We start from the raw sequence: 16,635 nt of genomic DNA on the forward strand, positions 1-16,635 counted from the left end.
CCCGCGGCCTCCAGCTCCCGCACGAGCGGTACGGACGGGGGCACGTCGAGCCCCCAGTGGTCCAGCGCCATCCGCAGGCACGCGACCCCGCACATGCGCCGCGCCCAGAACGCGTACTCCTCGACGGAATCGGCGCCGGACTTCTGCCACGGCGGAGCGTCGGCACTCCGGACGGGGGTGGATGCCGTTGATGCCGGTGTTCGCCTGTCTTCCTGCGAGGTGCTCTCGGCCCAGGTCGTGACGGGAGTCTTCGGCTAGTCGGCGGGCGGCGGACCCAGCGTGTCCCAGGGCGAAGCTGCTCCGTCGGCTGCGGCGAGGCGGGTGGCCGTAGCGGGCCCGTGGTCCGGAAGGGCGCGCTGGGCGGGCGCGGTGCGAGCGGGGGCGTCGGGGTGGCTGTCGAACCAGGTCAGACCGGCGGGGTCGAGGTGCAGGCGGGCGCGGGTGATGGCGACGTAGGCCAGCCGTGCCTCTTCCGGAGGGATCGGCATCGGCAGTGGCCGGCCCTGGGCGTCCGTCTCCTCGTCGGGGGCGGGCTCGAAGTCGGGGCCGATCCGCACGCAGGGCCATTCGCGGCCCTTGGCCTTGTGGGCGGTGGAGACGACGATCTCCGCGTCGTGCTCCTCCGACAGTTTGCGTACGGCGGCCAGGATGACCTCGACACCGTGTTCGTCGACGATGTCCACGAGCGGCAGCAGGTCCTGGCCGGACGGGTCGAACTCGGCGTACTCCTGCAACTCGCCCCAGGTGCTGAACAGTACGAGTTCGGGGTGGGAGGCGCGCCGGCCGGACTTCAGCTGGCCCGCGGCGATCGCGAGTTCCTCCAGGGCTCCCCCGCCACCGACCAGGGCGACGCGGCGGTTGTCCGCGAGGAGCTGCATCACCGCCAGCATCGCGCCGACGTTCGTCCGGCACAAGATCGCGTCCGGTGAGTCGGCCGGTCCGATGGTCGTGGTGATCGCGGGGGTGCCAGTGAGCCTGATGGGCGATTCCACGAGGGTCAGCCAGCGGTTGGCCTCCTGGGCGAGGGCGGGCCCGAAGCGGAAGGACCGGGAGAGCGCGAGCTGTTCGCCGTCGAAGCCGGTCATGACGTCGCGGGCGCCGCGCCAGGAGTAGATCGCCTGGGCGGAGTCACCGACCATGACGAGCTGGGCGTGCGCGCGCTGGTTGGTGAAGATCTCCTCCAGGACCGGGTTGGTGTCCTGGGCCTCGTCCAGCAGCAGGTAGTCGCCGTGGATGGTCGGTTCGGTGAGGGCCCACATCTTCAGGTAGTGGTCGTGCTCGAAGCGCATCGCGCCGCCCACCGGGTTCTGCAGGTCCTCCCAGGCCCTGTGGGCGTAGGGGAGGATGAACTGCGCCAGCTGGTGGTGGAGTTCCTCTTCGTGCAGTCCCCGGAGTCTCGGCACGTGGTGCAGCCGAGGAGTGGCGTCGGCGGAGAAGCAGAACCTGCGGACCGTGCGGACCAAGGCGTAGGCCAGGCCCTTGTTGGTGACCGTCCGGTCGCCGATCCGCAGCTGGGTCCTCGGTGAGATGCCCAGCTCGGCCGCGCTCCGCCAGGCGGGTTTGCGCGGGGATCGCAGGCGCGATTCGAAGCGGCGGCCGACCTCCGCGTAGGCGAGGGAATGGGCGGTGCGGCAGGACACGTTCGGCGGGAACTTCGCCGCGGCGTCGGCGGCGATGGACTTGTTGAAGGCGATGTAGCGGCCGTGGCGACGATCGGCACGCGCGAGCATCGTCAGCGTCGTGGTCTTCCCGGTCCCGGCGCCCGCCTGCAGCGCGAGGTGCTTCCCCGACCGGAACACCGCCACGGCGACTTCCTGTTCCGGTGTCGGCCGACGAACCGCCGCCCCCGTCCGGTCCGTCGGCGCTGCCCTGCCGGCACCGTGCGGAGCAGCCGTGTCCGACGGCGCAGCCCGCTCGGTGAGTTCGGCAAGCCAGGCAGTTGCGACGTCCGCCGCCCTGCGGACCAGGTCCAGGTCGGCCCCGGCATGACTGCGGATACCGAGCCGGCGGTTGATCTCCGCGTTGACCGCGCCGCGACCGCTTACGGTCGCACGGGCCAGCTCGTCCACGAGGCGCCGGAGTTCTGCCCGCGGGTTTGAGGAGGCCGGCGGCCCGGCGGATGAACGGCTCAAGGATCCCTCACACAGGCCGAACCACTGGGGGTGGTTCACCGAGAGTATTCGCCTCCCTGCATCTTGTACAGGAGCGCCCGGACGGGTCCCGACTGACCGCGGTCGACGCCTGCCGGCGTGACGAGGCTGAGCGCGACGTCATCTTTCCCGAACTTCTGTGCTCCGGCCGCCTCAAAACCTGTTCCGGCCGATCCAGAATTTGGCCGGAGGCGCGCGCAGATTTACTTTCGTGGCGGCTGTAATGGAATTATTCGACCTGCTCCGGCCGCTTCGGCGTGCTAGTGTCGTCCCCGTTGCAGTTGTGGTTCCCAGTGCTTCGGGTTTTTCGGCCGGTGTGCGCACTGGCCGAAAAAGGCCTGGTAATTCCGGTATTCTCCGGTCGGGGTAATCATCGCGGCGACACGGCATTCGTACCGTGCGGATCCCGGTGTACTGCCCCGAAGGAGAATGACATGAGTTCAGGTACCGTGAAGTGGTTCAATTCGGAAAAGGGCTTCGGCTTCATCGAGCAGGACGGTGGCGGCGCTGACGTGTTCGCCCACTACTCGAACATCGCCGCCCAGGGCTTCCGTGAGCTGCTCGAAGGCCAGAAGGTGACCTTCGACATCGCGCAGGGCCAGAAGGGCCCGACGGCCGAGAACATTGTTCCTGCCTGACGCGTCTGATACGCCTGACGCGCCTGACACACTCGCAGCTGGGGCCCGCATCCTTCGGGGTGCGGGCCCCAGCTGCGTTCATGCGGCGTCGCGTCACCCTCATGGCCGCCTTTTCGCAGACGTCTGCGCAGGCCGTACGGGGTCACGTTCCTCTTTCGCGTTCCATCCGGCCAACTCTTGCGATTCTCCGTGCCGCTCATCGCTGCGGAAATTCCTTGACGTGTGCCGTATCAAGGAAGGTTCCCCATGAACCGCACACGTACGAACAGCCGCTCATCCCGCACCCGTGACCGCAACGCCGACACGGGGAAGGGTATTCGCTTTGGCTCGACGGGCGGGGGCCGTCCTGGCGGTCCGGCCCGTTCGGGTGGCCGCGGATTCGTGCGACCCGCCCGGACGCAGGGCGAGTTCGCCCTCCCTCGGACGATCAGCCCCGCGCTCCCCGCGGTGGAGAGGTTCGCGGACCTCGACATGCCCGGGGCGCTCGTGGCCGCACTCGACGCTCACGGCCTGACCGTGCCGTTCCCGATCCAGGCGGCGACGCTTCCGAACTCCCTCGTCGGCCGCGATGTCCTGGGCCGGGGACGCACCGGCTCGGGAAAGACGCTCGCCTTCGGCCTGGCCCTGCTGGCCCGTACCGCCGGGCGGCGCGCCGAGGCCGGTCAGCCGCTCGCGCTGGTCCTCGTACCGACCCGCGAGCTGGCGCAGCAGGTCACCGACGCGCTCGCGCCCTACGCCCGCGCCGTGCACCTGCGGCTGGCCACGGTCGTGGGCGGGATGCCGATCGGTCGGCAGACGGCCGCCCTGCGTCATGGCGCGGAGGTCGTCGTCGCGACGCCCGGGCGCCTGAAGGACCTGATCGACCGCGGCCAGTGCCGACTCGACGAGGTGACCGTCACGGTCCTCGACGAGGCCGACCAGATGACGGACATGGGGTTCATGCCGCAGGTCACCGCCTTGCTCGACCAGGTGCGATCCGGCGGGCAGCGCATGCTGTTCTCGGCCACCCTGGACCGCAACGTCGACCTGCTCGTGCGCCGCTACCTGCACGACCCCGTGGTGCACTCCGTCGACCCCTCGGCCGGCGCGGTCACGACCATGGAGCACCATGTGCTCCACGTCCACAGCGCCGACAAGGACGCGGCCACCACCGAGATCGCCGCACGCGACGGCCGCGTGATCCTCTTCCTCGACACCAAGCACGCCGTCGACCGCCTGACCGAGCGCCTTCTGAACAGCGGGGTGCGGGCCGCGTCCCTGCACGGCGGGAAGTCGCAGCCCCAGCGCACCCGTACGCTGGCGCACTTCAAAACGGGTCATGTCAGCGTGCTGGTGGCGACCAACGTCGCCGCACGCGGACTCCACGTCGACGACCTCGACCTCGTCGTCAACGTCGATCCGCCGACCGACCACAAGGACTACCTCCACCGCGGCGGACGCACGGCCCGGGCCGGCGCGTCCGGCAGCGTCGTCACCCTGGTCACGCCCGGCCAGCGCCGCAGCATGGCCCGCTTGATGGCAGAGGCCGGCATCGTTCCGCACACCACACAGGTCCGTGCCGGCGAAGAGGCCCTGCACCGCATCACCGGCGCACAAGCCCCCTCCGGCGTCCCCGTCGTCATCACCGCGCCGACGGCGGAACCCCGACGCAAGCGCGCCGCCGCCTCGCGCGGCCGACGCCGCCCCGCCCCGGCCGCCGGGCGTACGCCCGCCCGACCGGCCGCATCCGGCGCGGCGACCTGGAACCGTCATTGACCAGGGGAGCAGGAAGCCCCTCACCGCTCGCCCCGCCCGCTCCTTCCCTGTGAGGCATCATGCGCTGTGTCATTGCCCGCTTCCCGTTCGACCTGACCAAGAAGGGCGTGCTGGAATCCATGAAGGGCGTCAAGCCCGAGCCGGCCACCGACGACCTCGACCTCGTCGTCATCGGACGGCACCACTACCCCGCCAAACAGGTCGGCCAGGTGATCACCCGCCAGGACCGCCGTGATTTCAGCGCCGCCGAAGTCCTGAGGGCCATGACCCGCCTCGGCTTCAGCTGCCGCCCGCGCCCTGCCGCCGGTCCCGCTCCCGTGGCTGACTCCTACCAGCAGGCTTCCGCCATGCTCGGCAGTCAGCAGCCCGTCCCTCTCACCTACGATCACGCGTGAGCCCGGCGGGCGGTCGAGCCGCCGTCACGGCCGTCACGGCCGTCACCGCCGTCATGGCCGTTACGCCGCCGGGCCCGGGGCGTGGCGCCGCCCGGTGAATCGCCGCCGGACGGACGGTACTCGGGCCGGCACGCGCCTGCGCCGCCTGGGGCGCTCCGGCTCGCCCGGGAGCCGAGCGAGGATCAGGCCGACGGCTCCGATGGGCCCCGACCTCGGAGTTCTTCGTTGATCCGCTGGGCATCCTCAAGCTGATCCTCAAGGATGATGATGCGGCAGGCCGACTCTATGGGCGTTCCGGCATCGACGAGTTCGCGAGCCCGGCCGGCGATACGCAACTGGTAACGGGAGTAGCGGCGGTGACCGCCTTCGGACCGCAGCGGGGTGATCAAGCGGTGTTCACCCAACGCGCGCAGGAAGGCCGGCGTCACGCCGAGCATCTCGGCGGCCCGGCCCATGGTGTAGGCGGGATAGTCGTCGTCGTCGAACTTGTCGGTGGCGCGGGCACTGCTAGGGGGCACAGACCTCTTCTTCCAGGGACGCGTCGAGGGGCCCGAGCGCCGACCGGCGCTCGGGCCCCGAGCTTTCAACACCATCTACCGGCTGACTGCACCGGCTTTCTTCTTCCACAGATCCACCCACATGGGTGTATCCGCGAGGATCGCGGTTGCGTGACCGGGGACCACCTTCCAATCCGGGGCCTGCGGTACCCGGGCGGACGTCGTCCCGACCCCGGGCGATCCTGATGGCGTTCTGCTCCTTACCTCTTCGATCTACGTGCACTTGCCGACAACGCTACCGCTGTGCGACCACTGGGTCGCTCAGCCCGGCAGCCAGCGAAGGAACCCTCCTGTACCTGGCTCCGCCACTCCGCCGCCGGGCCGCTACCGCGTTGAACTGCTCGCGCGGCAGTTCGTCCCTGCCGCGCCTCACTGACTTTCAGGCTACGTCGAAGACACTAACCCTCCTCGGCGTCAATGTCTACCTCAGCCGCTACAGATTTTCTTCAGTGTCGAACCACCGTATTGTGCAGCTCAGAGAGAGGGAACGACCCCGTACCGGGCTGAAGCGACGGACAGAGGGGGACGGCGACCTGCGCGGCCGCGACCACGCCGTCGACGCCGCGGTCGCAGAGGCGCCCCTACGCCAGCAGCGCCCTGCCGCCCCGCTGACCTCCGACACCAACGACACCGGCGACATGGCAATGCTCTGCGGCAACCGAGTGCGCCTGGTCTCCGCGCAGTCGCAGCGACTGCGACGGGGAGCCTCCGGCTGGAACCCGTCCGAACTCCGAACGGACGAAGGGCCCCAGCGCGGACGGTGGGGCCCTTCGACGTCGTGCCCGGTGAGGCACTGGCGGAGGCTACGAGAACCGAACTCGTGAGGGGTTGCCCCCAACACGCTTTCCAACTCTTCGCCGCAGGGTTCAGGCGGATCCATCGACGTCCTGACCTGTGGCGAGTGAGCTGGACAGGCGCGGGCTGGACCGGGCTGAACGGCCACGAATGCCACTGCTTCTGCAACTGCCCGAGCGCACGTCCGATCACGTGTGCCTGGTGGGCGGTCCAGCTTTTCGAAGTCCGCCGGGCGCCATGTGCCGTCGAAGGCGGCGCGCTCGGGGCCGTAGATACGGAAGTAGGCGAACCAGCCGCGGCCGGGGACGGTCTGGATACAGCGGCCGGTGGTGCCTGGGGGCTCGTCGGAGCCGAAGCGCAGGTCCACGTGGTCGGCGCCTGCGGTGTCGCGCAGGCCGGCCCATTCCCGGGCACGGTCGTCCCAGACGGTCCGGTCGGGTCGGGGGAAGGCGAAGGCGGCGACCAGCATCTCGTCGCGTCCCTGGCGCGCGTCGGCGGTCAGCAGGGCGGCCGACTCGTCGGGGTCGAAGGGGCGGCCCGCCTGGATACCGAGTTCGGCGAGCGTTCCCAGGGCCGGCCGCATCTCGTCCACGGCGGGTTCGGTGTCGATGACGTGGTGCAGGACCCGCCAGAACTCCAGGCCGTCCTCCCAGGCCAGCGGTGTGGTGTCCATCGGCAGGTCGTCGCATGGCAGCGTGGTGAAGACGGGCGGGTCCTCCCGCCGGTCGCAGGGGTGGAAGCGCACCGAGGCCAGCAACCTCCGGGCCGCTGCGAGGTCGCCGTCGAACGGCAGTGCGCGCAGGGCGCAGAGGACGTGCCAGGTGTCGCTGCGAACGGCCTCGTAGCCCCCGAGGGGCCCGTGGCCGCCGTGGCCGGGCGGCAGGTTGACGACCAGCGGGCCGCTCGCGCGCAGGTCGAGGCCGCTGCCCAGGCAGGGGGGTCGGAGTTGAGGGTGAAGCCCACGTGGTGGGGCCTGGCGACCAGCAGCGGGGCGGAGCGGTTGTCGACCGCTCCGGCCCGGGCGGGTGCCGCGAAGGATCACCTCCATGGACAGCGTCGGGTAGAAGAACCGGTAGGCCTCCACCGCGCGCGGGTGGTCCACGTCGGCATGGATACGCGGGACCGCGTGCGCCTCCGGGTAGCCGTGGCGGAACGGCACTCCGCCGGTCGTGCCCGTCGTCATGCGCCGCCTCCTGTCCCTGCTCGTCGGCTCGGCCACCTGCCACGTCGGCGTGCGGGCGGGGACGGTCACCTGACCCGTTACCGCCCCGGGTGCTCAGCCATGCGTCCGCGTCGCCTGCCGCACCGCAATGTGCCTGTGCCGGGTTCCCTGCGGCCGGCTCGCCGAACTGACGAGCCTTCACTCGTGCGGGTCATCGTGGGAGCGCTCGTCACCTGGTCGGTCTCCGTGTGCGGGCCCCGCCGCTCCGGTCGTGCCAGCGTGGCGTCAGGCCGGTGCGCCGCGCGGCGCACCCTACGGATGCAGGAGGACGCATGTACCACAACCAGCTGGCGCACACCGGGACCGGCGTCATAGTGATCGGCGGTCTGACTCTGGCCGGCTGGTGGATGGTCGCCGCGGCGCTGGTGCTCGTGGTGCTCGGTGCGGTGTGCGTGCGGTATGGCTTCCGGCGCGGCACGGGTCTGTAGCGGGCCGCCCGGCGCCGGGCGGCAGCCGGTGTGCGTGGCCGTGACCCGGCGGCGGCGTGCGGCGGTGCTGGCGGGTGCTGCGGCGGCGGGCATCATCGCCGTGACCCTGTCGGCGTATGCGCTGCGGGCTTGGCTGACCGCTCGCGGTACCGCCTCGGGCCCGGCGTTCTGGGCCTGGACGCCGCTGGCCGGGCTGCTGCTCGCGCAGACCGCCCTCTACCTGTGCGAACGGCCCACCCGAGCAGATCGGCAGGGGCAGGAGCGGCTTGACGCACTGGACGTCACCGTGCTGATGCCGGTCTTCAACGAGGACAACGGCTACCTGCGGGCGGCTCTGGCCTCCTTGCTGGCGCAGACGCGGCTGCCGGACTCGGTGCACGTCGTGGACGACGGTTCCGAGCTCTCCCACCGGGCCGTGCGCCGCTGGTGGATGCGCGCCGCCAGGGAGCACGGGGTGCGCACCTCGTGGCACCGTACCCCCAACCGCGGCAAGCGGCAGGCGCAGGTGCTCGCGGCCCGCCACTGCCCGCAGGCCGACGTTTTCGTCACCGTGGACTCCGACGCACAGCTCGCGCCCGACGCGCTGCACGAGGTGCTTCAACCGCTTGCGGACGACCGGGTCCAGGCGGTGGCGGGCCTGGTGCTGGCCCGCAACAACCGCAGCGGCCTGCTGAGCCGGGTGACGGACCTGTGGTACGTGACCTCGCAGATGGTCGAGCGGGCGTCCCTGTCGCCGTTGGGCGGGGTCATGGTCGCCTCGGGGTCGCTGGCCGCCTACCGCGCGGAGCTGCTCACCGACCACGCTGACGGGTACCTGTCGGAGACGTTCTTCGGCCGCCCCGTGACGTTCTCCGACGACTCCCTGCTCACCCTGTACGCGCTGGCCCGCGGCCGGGTCGTCCAGCAGCCGACGGCGGTGGTCTTCACCGCGATGCCCGAAAAGGTCGGCCACCACCTGCGGCAGTACCTGCGCTGGATGCGCGGCTCCAGCCTGCGCGCCCTGTGGCGGGTGCGCTACCTGCCCGTCCACCACCCGGCGCTGCTCGCCCAGATCCTGCGGTGGTTCCAGCAGCTCGCCTCGACCGCGGCCCTGCTGTGGCTGGTCGCACTGCACCTGCGCCCCGGTGCGCAGCCCTCCGCTCTGCTGCTGGCCGTCCCGCTGCTGCTGACCTGCGGCCAGACGCTGCGCTACCTGGTCCTGCGCCGCTCCGACCAGACCCTCGCCTCCCAGCTCGCGACGTGGGCACTGACCCCGCTGGCGGTGCTCTGGTCCTGGATGGTGCTCCGCCCGACCCGCTGGTACGGCGCCCTCACCTGCTGGAAGACCGGCTGGGGCACCCGCCAGGCCGGGGCCGAGGTAAAGCTCGACCCCGCATGAGACCCATGCACGCCATGAACCTCCGGGAGGGCGCCGTGCGTACGCATCGCAAGCGCGTCAGGGAAGCCGCGTGACCTCGGTCGAGGCCGGTGCCGATCTCCCCGGACCGGGTGGCCCTGTAGAAGCGCAGGAGATCACGTCCCTCGGACGACAGTCCCAGGAAACCGCCTTGATTGCTCTCCAGCGCCTGGCTGTATCGCAGACTTCCCCTGCGCTCGGCCTGTTGTCGGTCCGTTTCTCGTCCTCATTCTCCGCGGCCGTGGAGACGTGGGCGGCCAGCTCTGTGGACGAGCGAACCTGGACGTGTGAGGTGTTGCTCAGCTCGTCGAGGATCTCGCTGACGGCGTTGAATTCGTCCCTGTTCACCGGCAGTCCTTCCGTCGCTCTCGGATGGCGTGAGCCGAAGGACGGTAGGACACCGCAGGGGAGCGCAATCAAGTGCGCACGAGGGGCCCATGCAAGTATCCGGCCCCCTCCCGGATGGTCCGACCACGCAGGCTTCATGTCTCTTCTGACCCAGGCGCCGCGATCTTTGAGAGGTGCTGCCGCATCGTGCGTCGAGCGAGGAGGTCAGATGGCTGTGGTCGAGCTGACCGCGCGTTCCCAAGACTGCATCCGTCGACGTCGAAGGGCTCCGCTGCAAGCAGCGGAGCCCTTCGACACCGTGCCCGGTGAGGCACTGGCGGAGGATACGAGATTCGCGCTCATGAGCGGTTGCCCCCCAACACGCTTTCCAACCGGTCACGTCGGCGTTCACCGGGGAGCAGGGGCATTCTGACCTGCGGCGGAACAGGCGTCTGGGTGCGTAGCGGACGGCCCCGGACGTGGCCGAACGAGACCAGAACTGAGACCGGAGGACCGCGTCATACCCCCTTGACGACGATCGTGTCCGGGACCAGTTTCTCCAGGTCATCGACGTCCGAGGTGAAGACCGTGACCTGCCCCTTCTGCTGTCGTGCCACCACGGCGAGCACTGCGTCGATCGCGTACTTGTGCCCGTGCAACTTGGTGTCGGCCAGAAGCCGACGGGCCTGTCGGGCCTCGTCCTTTCCGATGTCGGCGACCTTGAGCCGAGAGAGCACCCAGTCCCACCGCTGCTCGGTGGTCCTGCCGTCGTACGCCTCGACCAGCGTCATAGGAGACGTCACCACCTCGGCCTCGCCCCGCGCCGCGAGGTCCAGCCAGGCGATCATCTTCCGGTCACCTCGCACAGCCAGGGACAAGGCTTCGCAGTCGAGGACGAAGACCCGGAGCGGTGGCCCGTGCTCACCGCTTCGCTTCTTCATGCGGCCTCTCCGGCACTGCCCGGCCGACGGTGCGCGTGCTCGGCATCGAGACGGCTCAATTCATCGAGTGCGGCAGAGCGCTCATCCTCGGTGACGGGCCCATGCTCTTCCTCCAACCAGTCGACGAGTTCCACCAGCCGGTCCCGATCGCGCTTGGCCCGCAGCGCCTCGGCGACGTACGCGGAAAGGCCACGCTCGGCCGCCTCCGCTCGGATCTCGTCCAGGAGATCCTCGGGAATCGTCACCGTTACCTTCTTACTCGCCATACAAACAACCATACTCCCCGTGCTCAGAGCCTGCCATCTCGGTGCGTGCGGAATGGTCGGTGATCACGACAGCGGGTCCTTGACCGGCGGTTACCGGGGCGGCGCGGGCCTGAGGCTGCGGATACGGGAAAGCGTGAAGACGCGCTCGTCTTCGCCAGTGTGGCCGGCCAAGGCGGCTACGTATTCGATGGTGATCGCCTCGCCGACGGCGACGGCATGGACGAGTTGGCGAACGTCGGTGAAAGACGACATGCTCGCGTGCCCGGCAATGATCTCCTCGGTATCGGAGATGGACGGGGCTGCTGTCCGGGTCCGGCTCGGGCCGGGCCTACGGGGCGGCTTGCAGCCTGACGGTCAGCTCCCGCGGGTTGCCGCTCGCGAGCGCGCAGCCGTGTCCAGTGGTGTCAGGGATGGGGGAATTACCGTGTCTAGCCTCGAAGCAGCCCGCATCGCGATGGGCGAGCCGGACGGCCGCACTTGCCCGCCTCGGGGACGTACTGGCACCGCTGAACGCAAGGCGCCGCTCCGGAGTTCTGCGAGCTGCGGCAACCCGACAGCGGAGCTTCCGTGCTCGTCGGCCCGCGGGCGCACTCGCCGTCCTCCGGTTCGGACGACCTGCCCGTCCACCGGAGCGGAGCGCTGCCGACCGCCGGGCAGGCGGCTCGGCCGGCGAGATCGGCAGGGGGCTCACAGCATGGTGCCGAGCTGGCGATCGTCGAGGAAGTGCAGGGTCGCAGCTATGGTTTCGAAGTCCGGGTCTGTCCAGTCGTCGTAGGTCGTCAGGATCACCATGATTCCGTCCCGGCGCTCGGCGTACCCCGTCCAGGGGTCGCCCTGGTTCGGGTGGGAGACGAGTTTCCACGCTCCCGTGCCAACAGGAGTGCACGAGCCCGGCGAGAAGTCGGTGGCGCCGTAGGTGTCGGGGTCCGGGCGGTATCCACCGGTATCCGCGATCAGGAAGGGAACCGCTGCGCAGGGGTCGGTGCCACCCGGTGCCACGAGTGCGATGGCACCCATGTCCGTGTCGTCGCCAGGGAACTTCATCACGATGCGGAAGCCGTGTACGTCTCCTTCGACCCTGCTCACTCTGGTCCCGGGCCAGTTGACCGCTCGCAAGAGGGTGCGGTCGACATCGCTGTGGGAGTGCCGCCAGTCGGCGGCCGCGACGCCGGGGTCGCCTCCGCCGCAGGCGTTCAGGGCTAAGACGGTAAGGCCAGCGGCGACGGCAGCCGTTCCGCGCGAGCCGCGCGTCGTGAACGGGGTGGTTCTCTTCCGCATGGCGGCTGCCTCCGGTCGACTTGGTGGTTGAGCCGTCATGGTCCCGCGAGGGGCCTGGCAGCAGCATGAGTACGCATACTCAGCGGTGTGCGGCCGGGCGGCCAGACCGACGTCTCGCCGAGTCCCGTGCCAGGCGTCGGCCCGTCGGCGTCCCACAAGTGGAAGGAACTGCACGAGGCTGCCGACCCGCGGGACGGCCGGCTGCATGACGCCCGTCACACCGCAGGCACCGTCGTCGACGCGATCTCTGCCCGCATGCGCCGCCGCCACCAGCACCTGACCGACCGCGTCCTCCATGACACGCCGCCGAGATCGGCGAACAGCTCTGAACGCGCCCGGACGGCAGCCCCCGCCGACTGATCACGGCAACTGCAACCCTCAACGTCGAAGGGCCCCACCGCGAGCGGTGGGGCCCTTCGAGTCGTGCCCGGTGAGGCACTGGCGGAGGATACGAGATTCGAACTCGTGAGGGGTTGCCCCCAACACGCTTTCCAACTGTCCGCCACTGCGTCCCGGACGGGGTAGAAGCATCCTGGCCTGCAATGAAGTCCTCGTCGCCGTAAGTGCCGGACGGAGGTGGACAGCAGGGAACGCAACCAGAACTGCAACGAGGCAGGGGCTGAGACTGCACGATTTCCTACTCGTTTGATAATCTAGCCCGGTGACTGACGAACCCGGATACAGCATCGGCGAGGGGCCGGCGACGCGGGTCAGCCTGTCTCTCCCCGAGGGGACGGCGGAGGCGATCCGCCAGCGCGTGGGGCGGCGTGAGTTCTCGGCGTTCATCACCGCGGCGGTCGAGCGCGAGCTCCGCGGCCAGATCCTGGACGAGTACCTAGCCGAGTACGAGCGCCGGAAAGGCCCCGTCTCCGCGGAGGAGCAGGAGCGCGCTCGGCAGGTCTTCGACGAGGTGTTCGCCGAGGAGAGTCAGTGGCCCGCCGCAAGCTGAACCACGAGGGCACCCTCGTCCTCGACTGCGAAGGGCTCTCAAAGTTCGTCAGCGACCACGAACCCGTCGTCGCCCTCATCAGCGAAGCTCGCAAACGCGGCATGGAAGTGGTCATCAGCGCTCTGACCATCATCGAAGCCACCCACAGCAAAATGGACAAGGCCAGACTGGCCTGGGTCCTCTCCGGCCTCCGCATAGTCCCCGTCGGAGACGAGGAAGCCAAAGCCGCCTCCGCCCTCCTGCTCGATGCCGGCCTGCACGGCCACAAGTACGCCATCGACGCCGTCGTCGCAGAAGCGGCCCTACGCCAGCAGCGCCCTGTCGTCCTGCTGACCTCCGACACCGACGACATGGCAAAGCTCTGCGGCGACCGAGTACGTCTCGTTTCCGTGTAGCTGCCCCGACCGGAACGAGAGGGCTCCGCCAGGAGCCGTCCTGGCCGGACACGTTGATGGCCCCCGCTGCGAGCAGCGGGGGCCATCAACGTCGTGCCCGGTGAGGCACTGGCGGAGGATACGAGATTCGAACTCGTGAGGGGTTGCCCCCAACACGCTTTCCAAATCTCTGTCCCGTCGTACGCCGGAGTTCGTCACCGTTCTGAGCTGGGGCTCAGCACGGGCCGACGTGCCGTTCGGACCTCCGTGAACAGGGGCGAATGCAGCCCGAACTGCACCCCTTCGGTCGTCGTCCGACCGCCCTCTCATCGGGCCTGCTCACAGCGAACAGCAAGCGCGTTCAGCTCTGCTGCGGCCACCGACCGCGGCTCTGGAAGTACTCGGGCGCCGCGGGTTCCTCCGTGAACTCGAGCAGGCCGCCCACCTCGTCCGCCAGGAGTGCGCGGACCTCAGCCGGTGTGGCGAAGAAGAATTCGCGCCGTTGGTTGACGAAGTTGACCCGTCGGCCGGCGAAGGCCCTGTGGAGCCGGGTTTCCAGGGCCACCGCGTCGTTGGAGAAGAACATGGCGTGGACGTCGTACCGGAACGGCACGGAAGCGTCGCCGAGTTCCCGAACGCGGTCCATGGGATCGAGGCGGCGGGTCATGCCGATCTTGACGATGTTCGGGCCGAACGCGCCGATGTTGGAGATGACGTACACGTAACCGGCCCGGATGTTCGCGATGCGGTAGTCGTTGGCGGCGATGGCCTCCTCGATGGCAGCCAGGCGGCCCGAGAGTTCCGTCACGGCGTCGTTGTCGCCCTTGGCACGGAGGGAAGCCAACGCGCCGACGTAATGCGCTCGTTCCTTCTCGAGTCGTTCCCTCTCGGCGGCCAGCTCCTGCTCCGCCCGGCGTTGTTCACGCAGGAGCTGACGCTCCTGACGGGCGTGCTCGCGCTCTTCCTGCACTTTCATCTGGAAGTCGGCGGTCAGTTCGAGCTCGGCGACGCGCAGCGCGTGGTATTCGGGGTTGATCCGCATCTCCATGATCGCCCCCAGTCTTTCGATGGCGGTGACCGCCGACTCCAGCCGTTTCAGGGCGGTGCGCACGTTTCCCGACTTGAGCGAGCGAACGCAGTTGTCGGCCTCGGCGTTGTAGGCGCGCAGCATCAGCCGGGACAGATCACCGACCAGCCTCCGTCCTCGGGCCAGGGAACCGTCGAAGGTGAACATGTCGGCTGCGAGGATCGCGCGGCTCCCTTTGACGGCTTCGCCGATCCTGTCTTCGAGGCTGCGCAACCGGTCCTTGTAGGCCGCGGCGTTCTCCAAGGGATGGTGGTAGCGGTAGATGCCGACATCCTGCAGTGCACGCTGGTCGTCGAGATCGACGAGGTCGGCGCCCCCTTGTGCGGCTCCGAGCGCTGTTTCGAGGGCGGCGATGCGGGCCAGCAGCGGGGCGGGGTCGACGCCGCTTGGCAGTGGCGGAGTCGGTGGGTCCGCCGGGGAGGGGGCCGGTCCGCTCGGCGTCCTCTGCTCCGATTCGGCGGGCGTCCCAGCCCCCCGACCGGTCTCGGGCTTGCCTGCATCGACGTCCCGCCCGTCCCCGGCGTCGGGCAGGAAGAGGCGCCAGCCGGGCGGCGGAGCCGGCCAGGCCGGATCAGGGTTCCACCCCGGCGGGGGTGTCCAGCCCTCGGGCGGCGTGGGCCACCCCGGCGGTGGGTTGAAGCGCATCCTCATTGTCCCCGAACACGGACGCCGCGGCTGGTGTCCGCCGGGGCCAGGTCGAACGGCGACTTCGACAGAGCGGCACCGAGGTACCCCAACGTGTCCTGCGGGATCGCTTTGGTCAGATCGAAGCTGTTGAACGTCTCACGGTCCGCCGCCACGACAACCAGTGGCACGGTGGTCGGGCGGCCGGTCGCCGTGTCGACCGTGTCGACGCCGACCGCCAGCGCGATCGAGTGGACCTTGCCCGCACGGTCGGCCTCGAAGACCTCGTGCAGACAGCGGACCGCGACCTGCCAGACCGCCTTCGCGTACCGCTCCTTCTTCTCGCGAACGGGCAGGTTGGTCGACGTGATCTCGTCCTTCGCCTTCACGTACCGGTACGCCTTCACCGAAGGCATGGACGAAGGCTCCGGAACGCTGACGTTGAGCGAGAGTTCGCGGGACCCGAGGCTGAACGCGTGGTCGTGCTCGACCGGGAAGACCTCAGGGTAGAGCGAGTTCGACAGCACGAGGCCGACGTACTCCTCGATGGCGGATTCGACGTCGAAGGCAAGGTCGTTGACCAGCTGGGCGACCTCGGCGTTGTGGGCCGACGCCTCGGCCTCGCGCCTCCCGCACTCCTGCCTGTACTTCTCCTCGGCCGCCGACAGCTCCGCGAGGCGCTTGGCCTCGGACTTATCCCGCTGCGCCGCCTTCTCGACAAACCTGCCGCGGGCGGCCTCCGTGGCGCGCTCCCAGTGGTGGTGCGCGTCCGCAAAGGCCGTTCGGGCGTTCTCGACAGCCTGTTGGTGCCGCTTCTTGCCGCCGAACATGGCGGAGAGCCCGCCGGGCACGGGCGGCTCCTCGTACACGGGCTCAAGCGGGTAGTCCGGCTTCGGGACCGCAGGAGCCGGAACAGCCAGTCGGCCGGGCTCGAACGGAGGATGCTCGACCTCCGAGATCTTCAGGGATTCGAGGTCGACGTAGTCGTCCATCTCCAGGGCCCACGCGAGCACTCCGTCGATGTCGGCGAGATCTCCGGCCAGGCTCGCGTTCATCGACTCGACCTCGGCGAGCCGTGACTCCACGTGGAGCCGCGCGGCCTCACGCTCGGCGGCCTTCTTCTCCGCGGCCGAGGCGCGCGCCGCCGCCACCTGCGCGCGCTCGAACGCCTTCGCCGCTCGTTCCGCCTGCCGCTGCGCCGCGAGATGAGCCCGATGGGCAGCCGCCTCCTGCTGGCGCCGACGCTTTTCCGCCTGCTGCGCCTGGTAGTTGAGCTCGGCGAAGAAGCCGCGACGTTTCCCCATGACATCCCCCCACAGGAACCGGCGCCCGAGAACCAGAACGTCGAACATTCACCGTAGCCAAGATCGTCGCCGCCAGCGGGGTGAACTAAGAATTACGGGCGGATGTGCCCTTTCTGCCCGCCGCAGGCACGGTGTATCCCGCGAGAAGG

The 16,635-nt window shown here is 69.6% G+C and carries 14 protein-coding genes and 1 pseudogene; 8 read left to right on the forward strand and 7 right to left on the reverse strand.

The window, feature by feature from the left end; translation table 11 throughout:
• Positions 1-254: 254 nt before the first annotated feature.
• Positions 255-1,805: a UvrD-helicase domain-containing protein gene (locus ACH4PY_RS03455; protein WP_398175404.1), complete on the reverse strand. Its 1,551-nt coding sequence runs from the start codon at positions 1,803-1,805 to the stop codon at positions 255-257.
• A gap of 779 nt (positions 1,806-2,584) precedes the next feature.
• On the opposite strand from ACH4PY_RS03455, the gene ACH4PY_RS03460 reads away from it, so the two are divergent.
• The 3 genes from ACH4PY_RS03460 to ACH4PY_RS03470 all read left to right on the forward strand — a co-directional run bounded on the left by ACH4PY_RS03460 (position 2,585) and on the right by ACH4PY_RS03470 (position 4,938).
• Entirely contained in the window at positions 2,585-2,788 is a 204-nt protein-coding gene (locus tag ACH4PY_RS03460; protein ID WP_366568264.1) for a cold-shock protein, read from the forward strand.
• Positions 2,789-3,034: 246 nt separating this feature from the next.
• Positions 3,035-4,543, forward strand: a complete 1,509-nt coding sequence (locus ACH4PY_RS03465) for a DEAD/DEAH box helicase (protein ID WP_398175406.1) — start codon at positions 3,035-3,037, stop codon at positions 4,541-4,543.
• A gap of 59 nt (positions 4,544-4,602) precedes the next feature.
• Positions 4,603-4,938 (forward strand): SCO5918 family protein, encoded by a 336-nt coding sequence (locus ACH4PY_RS03470; protein WP_398175408.1) that lies wholly within the window; start codon positions 4,603-4,605, stop codon positions 4,936-4,938.
• Positions 4,939-5,120: 182 nt separating this feature from the next.
• On the opposite strand, the gene ACH4PY_RS03475 is transcribed toward ACH4PY_RS03470, so the two are convergent.
• Positions 5,121-5,456 carry a MerR family transcriptional regulator gene (locus tag ACH4PY_RS03475; RefSeq protein ID WP_398175410.1) on the reverse strand — a complete coding sequence of 112 codons (336 nt, stop codon included), beginning with the start codon at positions 5,454-5,456 and terminating at the stop codon, positions 5,121-5,123.
• Between the two features lie 572 nt (positions 5,457-6,028).
• On the opposite strand from ACH4PY_RS03475, the pseudogene ACH4PY_RS03480 reads away from it, so the two are divergent.
• The 3 genes and pseudogenes from ACH4PY_RS03480 to ACH4PY_RS03490 form a co-directional block, all read left to right on the forward strand.
• A pseudogene (locus ACH4PY_RS03480) lies at positions 6,029-6,172 on the forward strand (DNA-binding protein); the annotation flags it as partial.
• A gap of 1,612 nt (positions 6,173-7,784) precedes the next feature.
• Entirely contained in the window at positions 7,785-7,940 is a 156-nt protein-coding gene (locus ACH4PY_RS03485; protein WP_398175412.1) for a hypothetical protein, read from the forward strand.
• A gap of 34 nt (positions 7,941-7,974) precedes the next feature.
• Complete coding sequence (locus tag ACH4PY_RS03490) at positions 7,975-9,318, forward strand: glycosyltransferase (RefSeq protein WP_398175414.1); 1,344 nt, start codon at positions 7,975-7,977, stop codon at positions 9,316-9,318.
• Positions 9,319-10,181: 863 nt separating this feature from the next.
• Here the strand turns inward: ACH4PY_RS03490 and ACH4PY_RS03495 are convergent.
• The 3 genes from ACH4PY_RS03495 to ACH4PY_RS03505 form a co-directional block, all read right to left on the reverse strand.
• Positions 10,182-10,604, reverse strand: coding sequence for a PIN domain-containing protein (locus ACH4PY_RS03495; protein ID WP_398175416.1), 423 nt, complete (start codon positions 10,602-10,604; stop codon positions 10,182-10,184).
• Positions 10,601-10,870 (reverse strand): CopG family transcriptional regulator, encoded by a 270-nt coding sequence (locus ACH4PY_RS03500; RefSeq protein ID WP_398175418.1) that lies wholly within the window; start codon positions 10,868-10,870, stop codon positions 10,601-10,603. The genes ACH4PY_RS03495 and ACH4PY_RS03500 overlap by 4 nt, the downstream gene beginning before the upstream one ends.
• A gap of 687 nt (positions 10,871-11,557) precedes the next feature.
• Positions 11,558-12,148, reverse strand: coding sequence for a hypothetical protein (locus ACH4PY_RS03505; protein ID WP_398175420.1), 591 nt, complete (start codon positions 12,146-12,148; stop codon positions 11,558-11,560).
• A 661-nt stretch (positions 12,149-12,809) separates the two neighbouring features.
• Between ACH4PY_RS03505 and ACH4PY_RS03510 the strand changes: the two genes are divergently transcribed.
• Both ACH4PY_RS03510 and ACH4PY_RS03515 read left to right on the forward strand, forming a co-directional pair.
• Positions 12,810-13,097: a hypothetical protein gene (locus tag ACH4PY_RS03510; protein ID WP_398175422.1), complete on the forward strand. Its 288-nt coding sequence runs from the start codon at positions 12,810-12,812 to the stop codon at positions 13,095-13,097.
• Positions 13,079-13,492, forward strand: a complete 414-nt coding sequence (locus tag ACH4PY_RS03515) for a PIN domain-containing protein (protein WP_398175424.1) — start codon at positions 13,079-13,081, stop codon at positions 13,490-13,492. The genes ACH4PY_RS03510 and ACH4PY_RS03515 overlap by 19 nt, the downstream gene beginning before the upstream one ends.
• Positions 13,493-13,832: 340 nt before the next feature.
• Here ACH4PY_RS03515 and ACH4PY_RS03520 read toward each other — a convergent pair whose 3' ends face one another.
• Positions 13,833-15,203, reverse strand: a complete 1,371-nt coding sequence (locus ACH4PY_RS03520; RefSeq protein WP_398175426.1) for a DUF4041 domain-containing protein — start codon at positions 15,201-15,203, stop codon at positions 13,833-13,835.
• A gap of 2 nt (positions 15,204-15,205) precedes the next feature.
• Positions 15,206-16,534 (reverse strand): hypothetical protein, encoded by a 1,329-nt coding sequence (locus ACH4PY_RS03525; RefSeq protein WP_398175428.1) that lies wholly within the window; start codon positions 16,532-16,534, stop codon positions 15,206-15,208.
• Between the last annotated feature and the right edge of the window lie 101 nt (positions 16,535-16,635).

This window comes from Streptomyces sp. NPDC021224 (assembly GCF_044332905.1).
GTDB lineage: Bacteria > Actinomycetota > Actinomycetes > Streptomycetales > Streptomycetaceae > Actinacidiphila.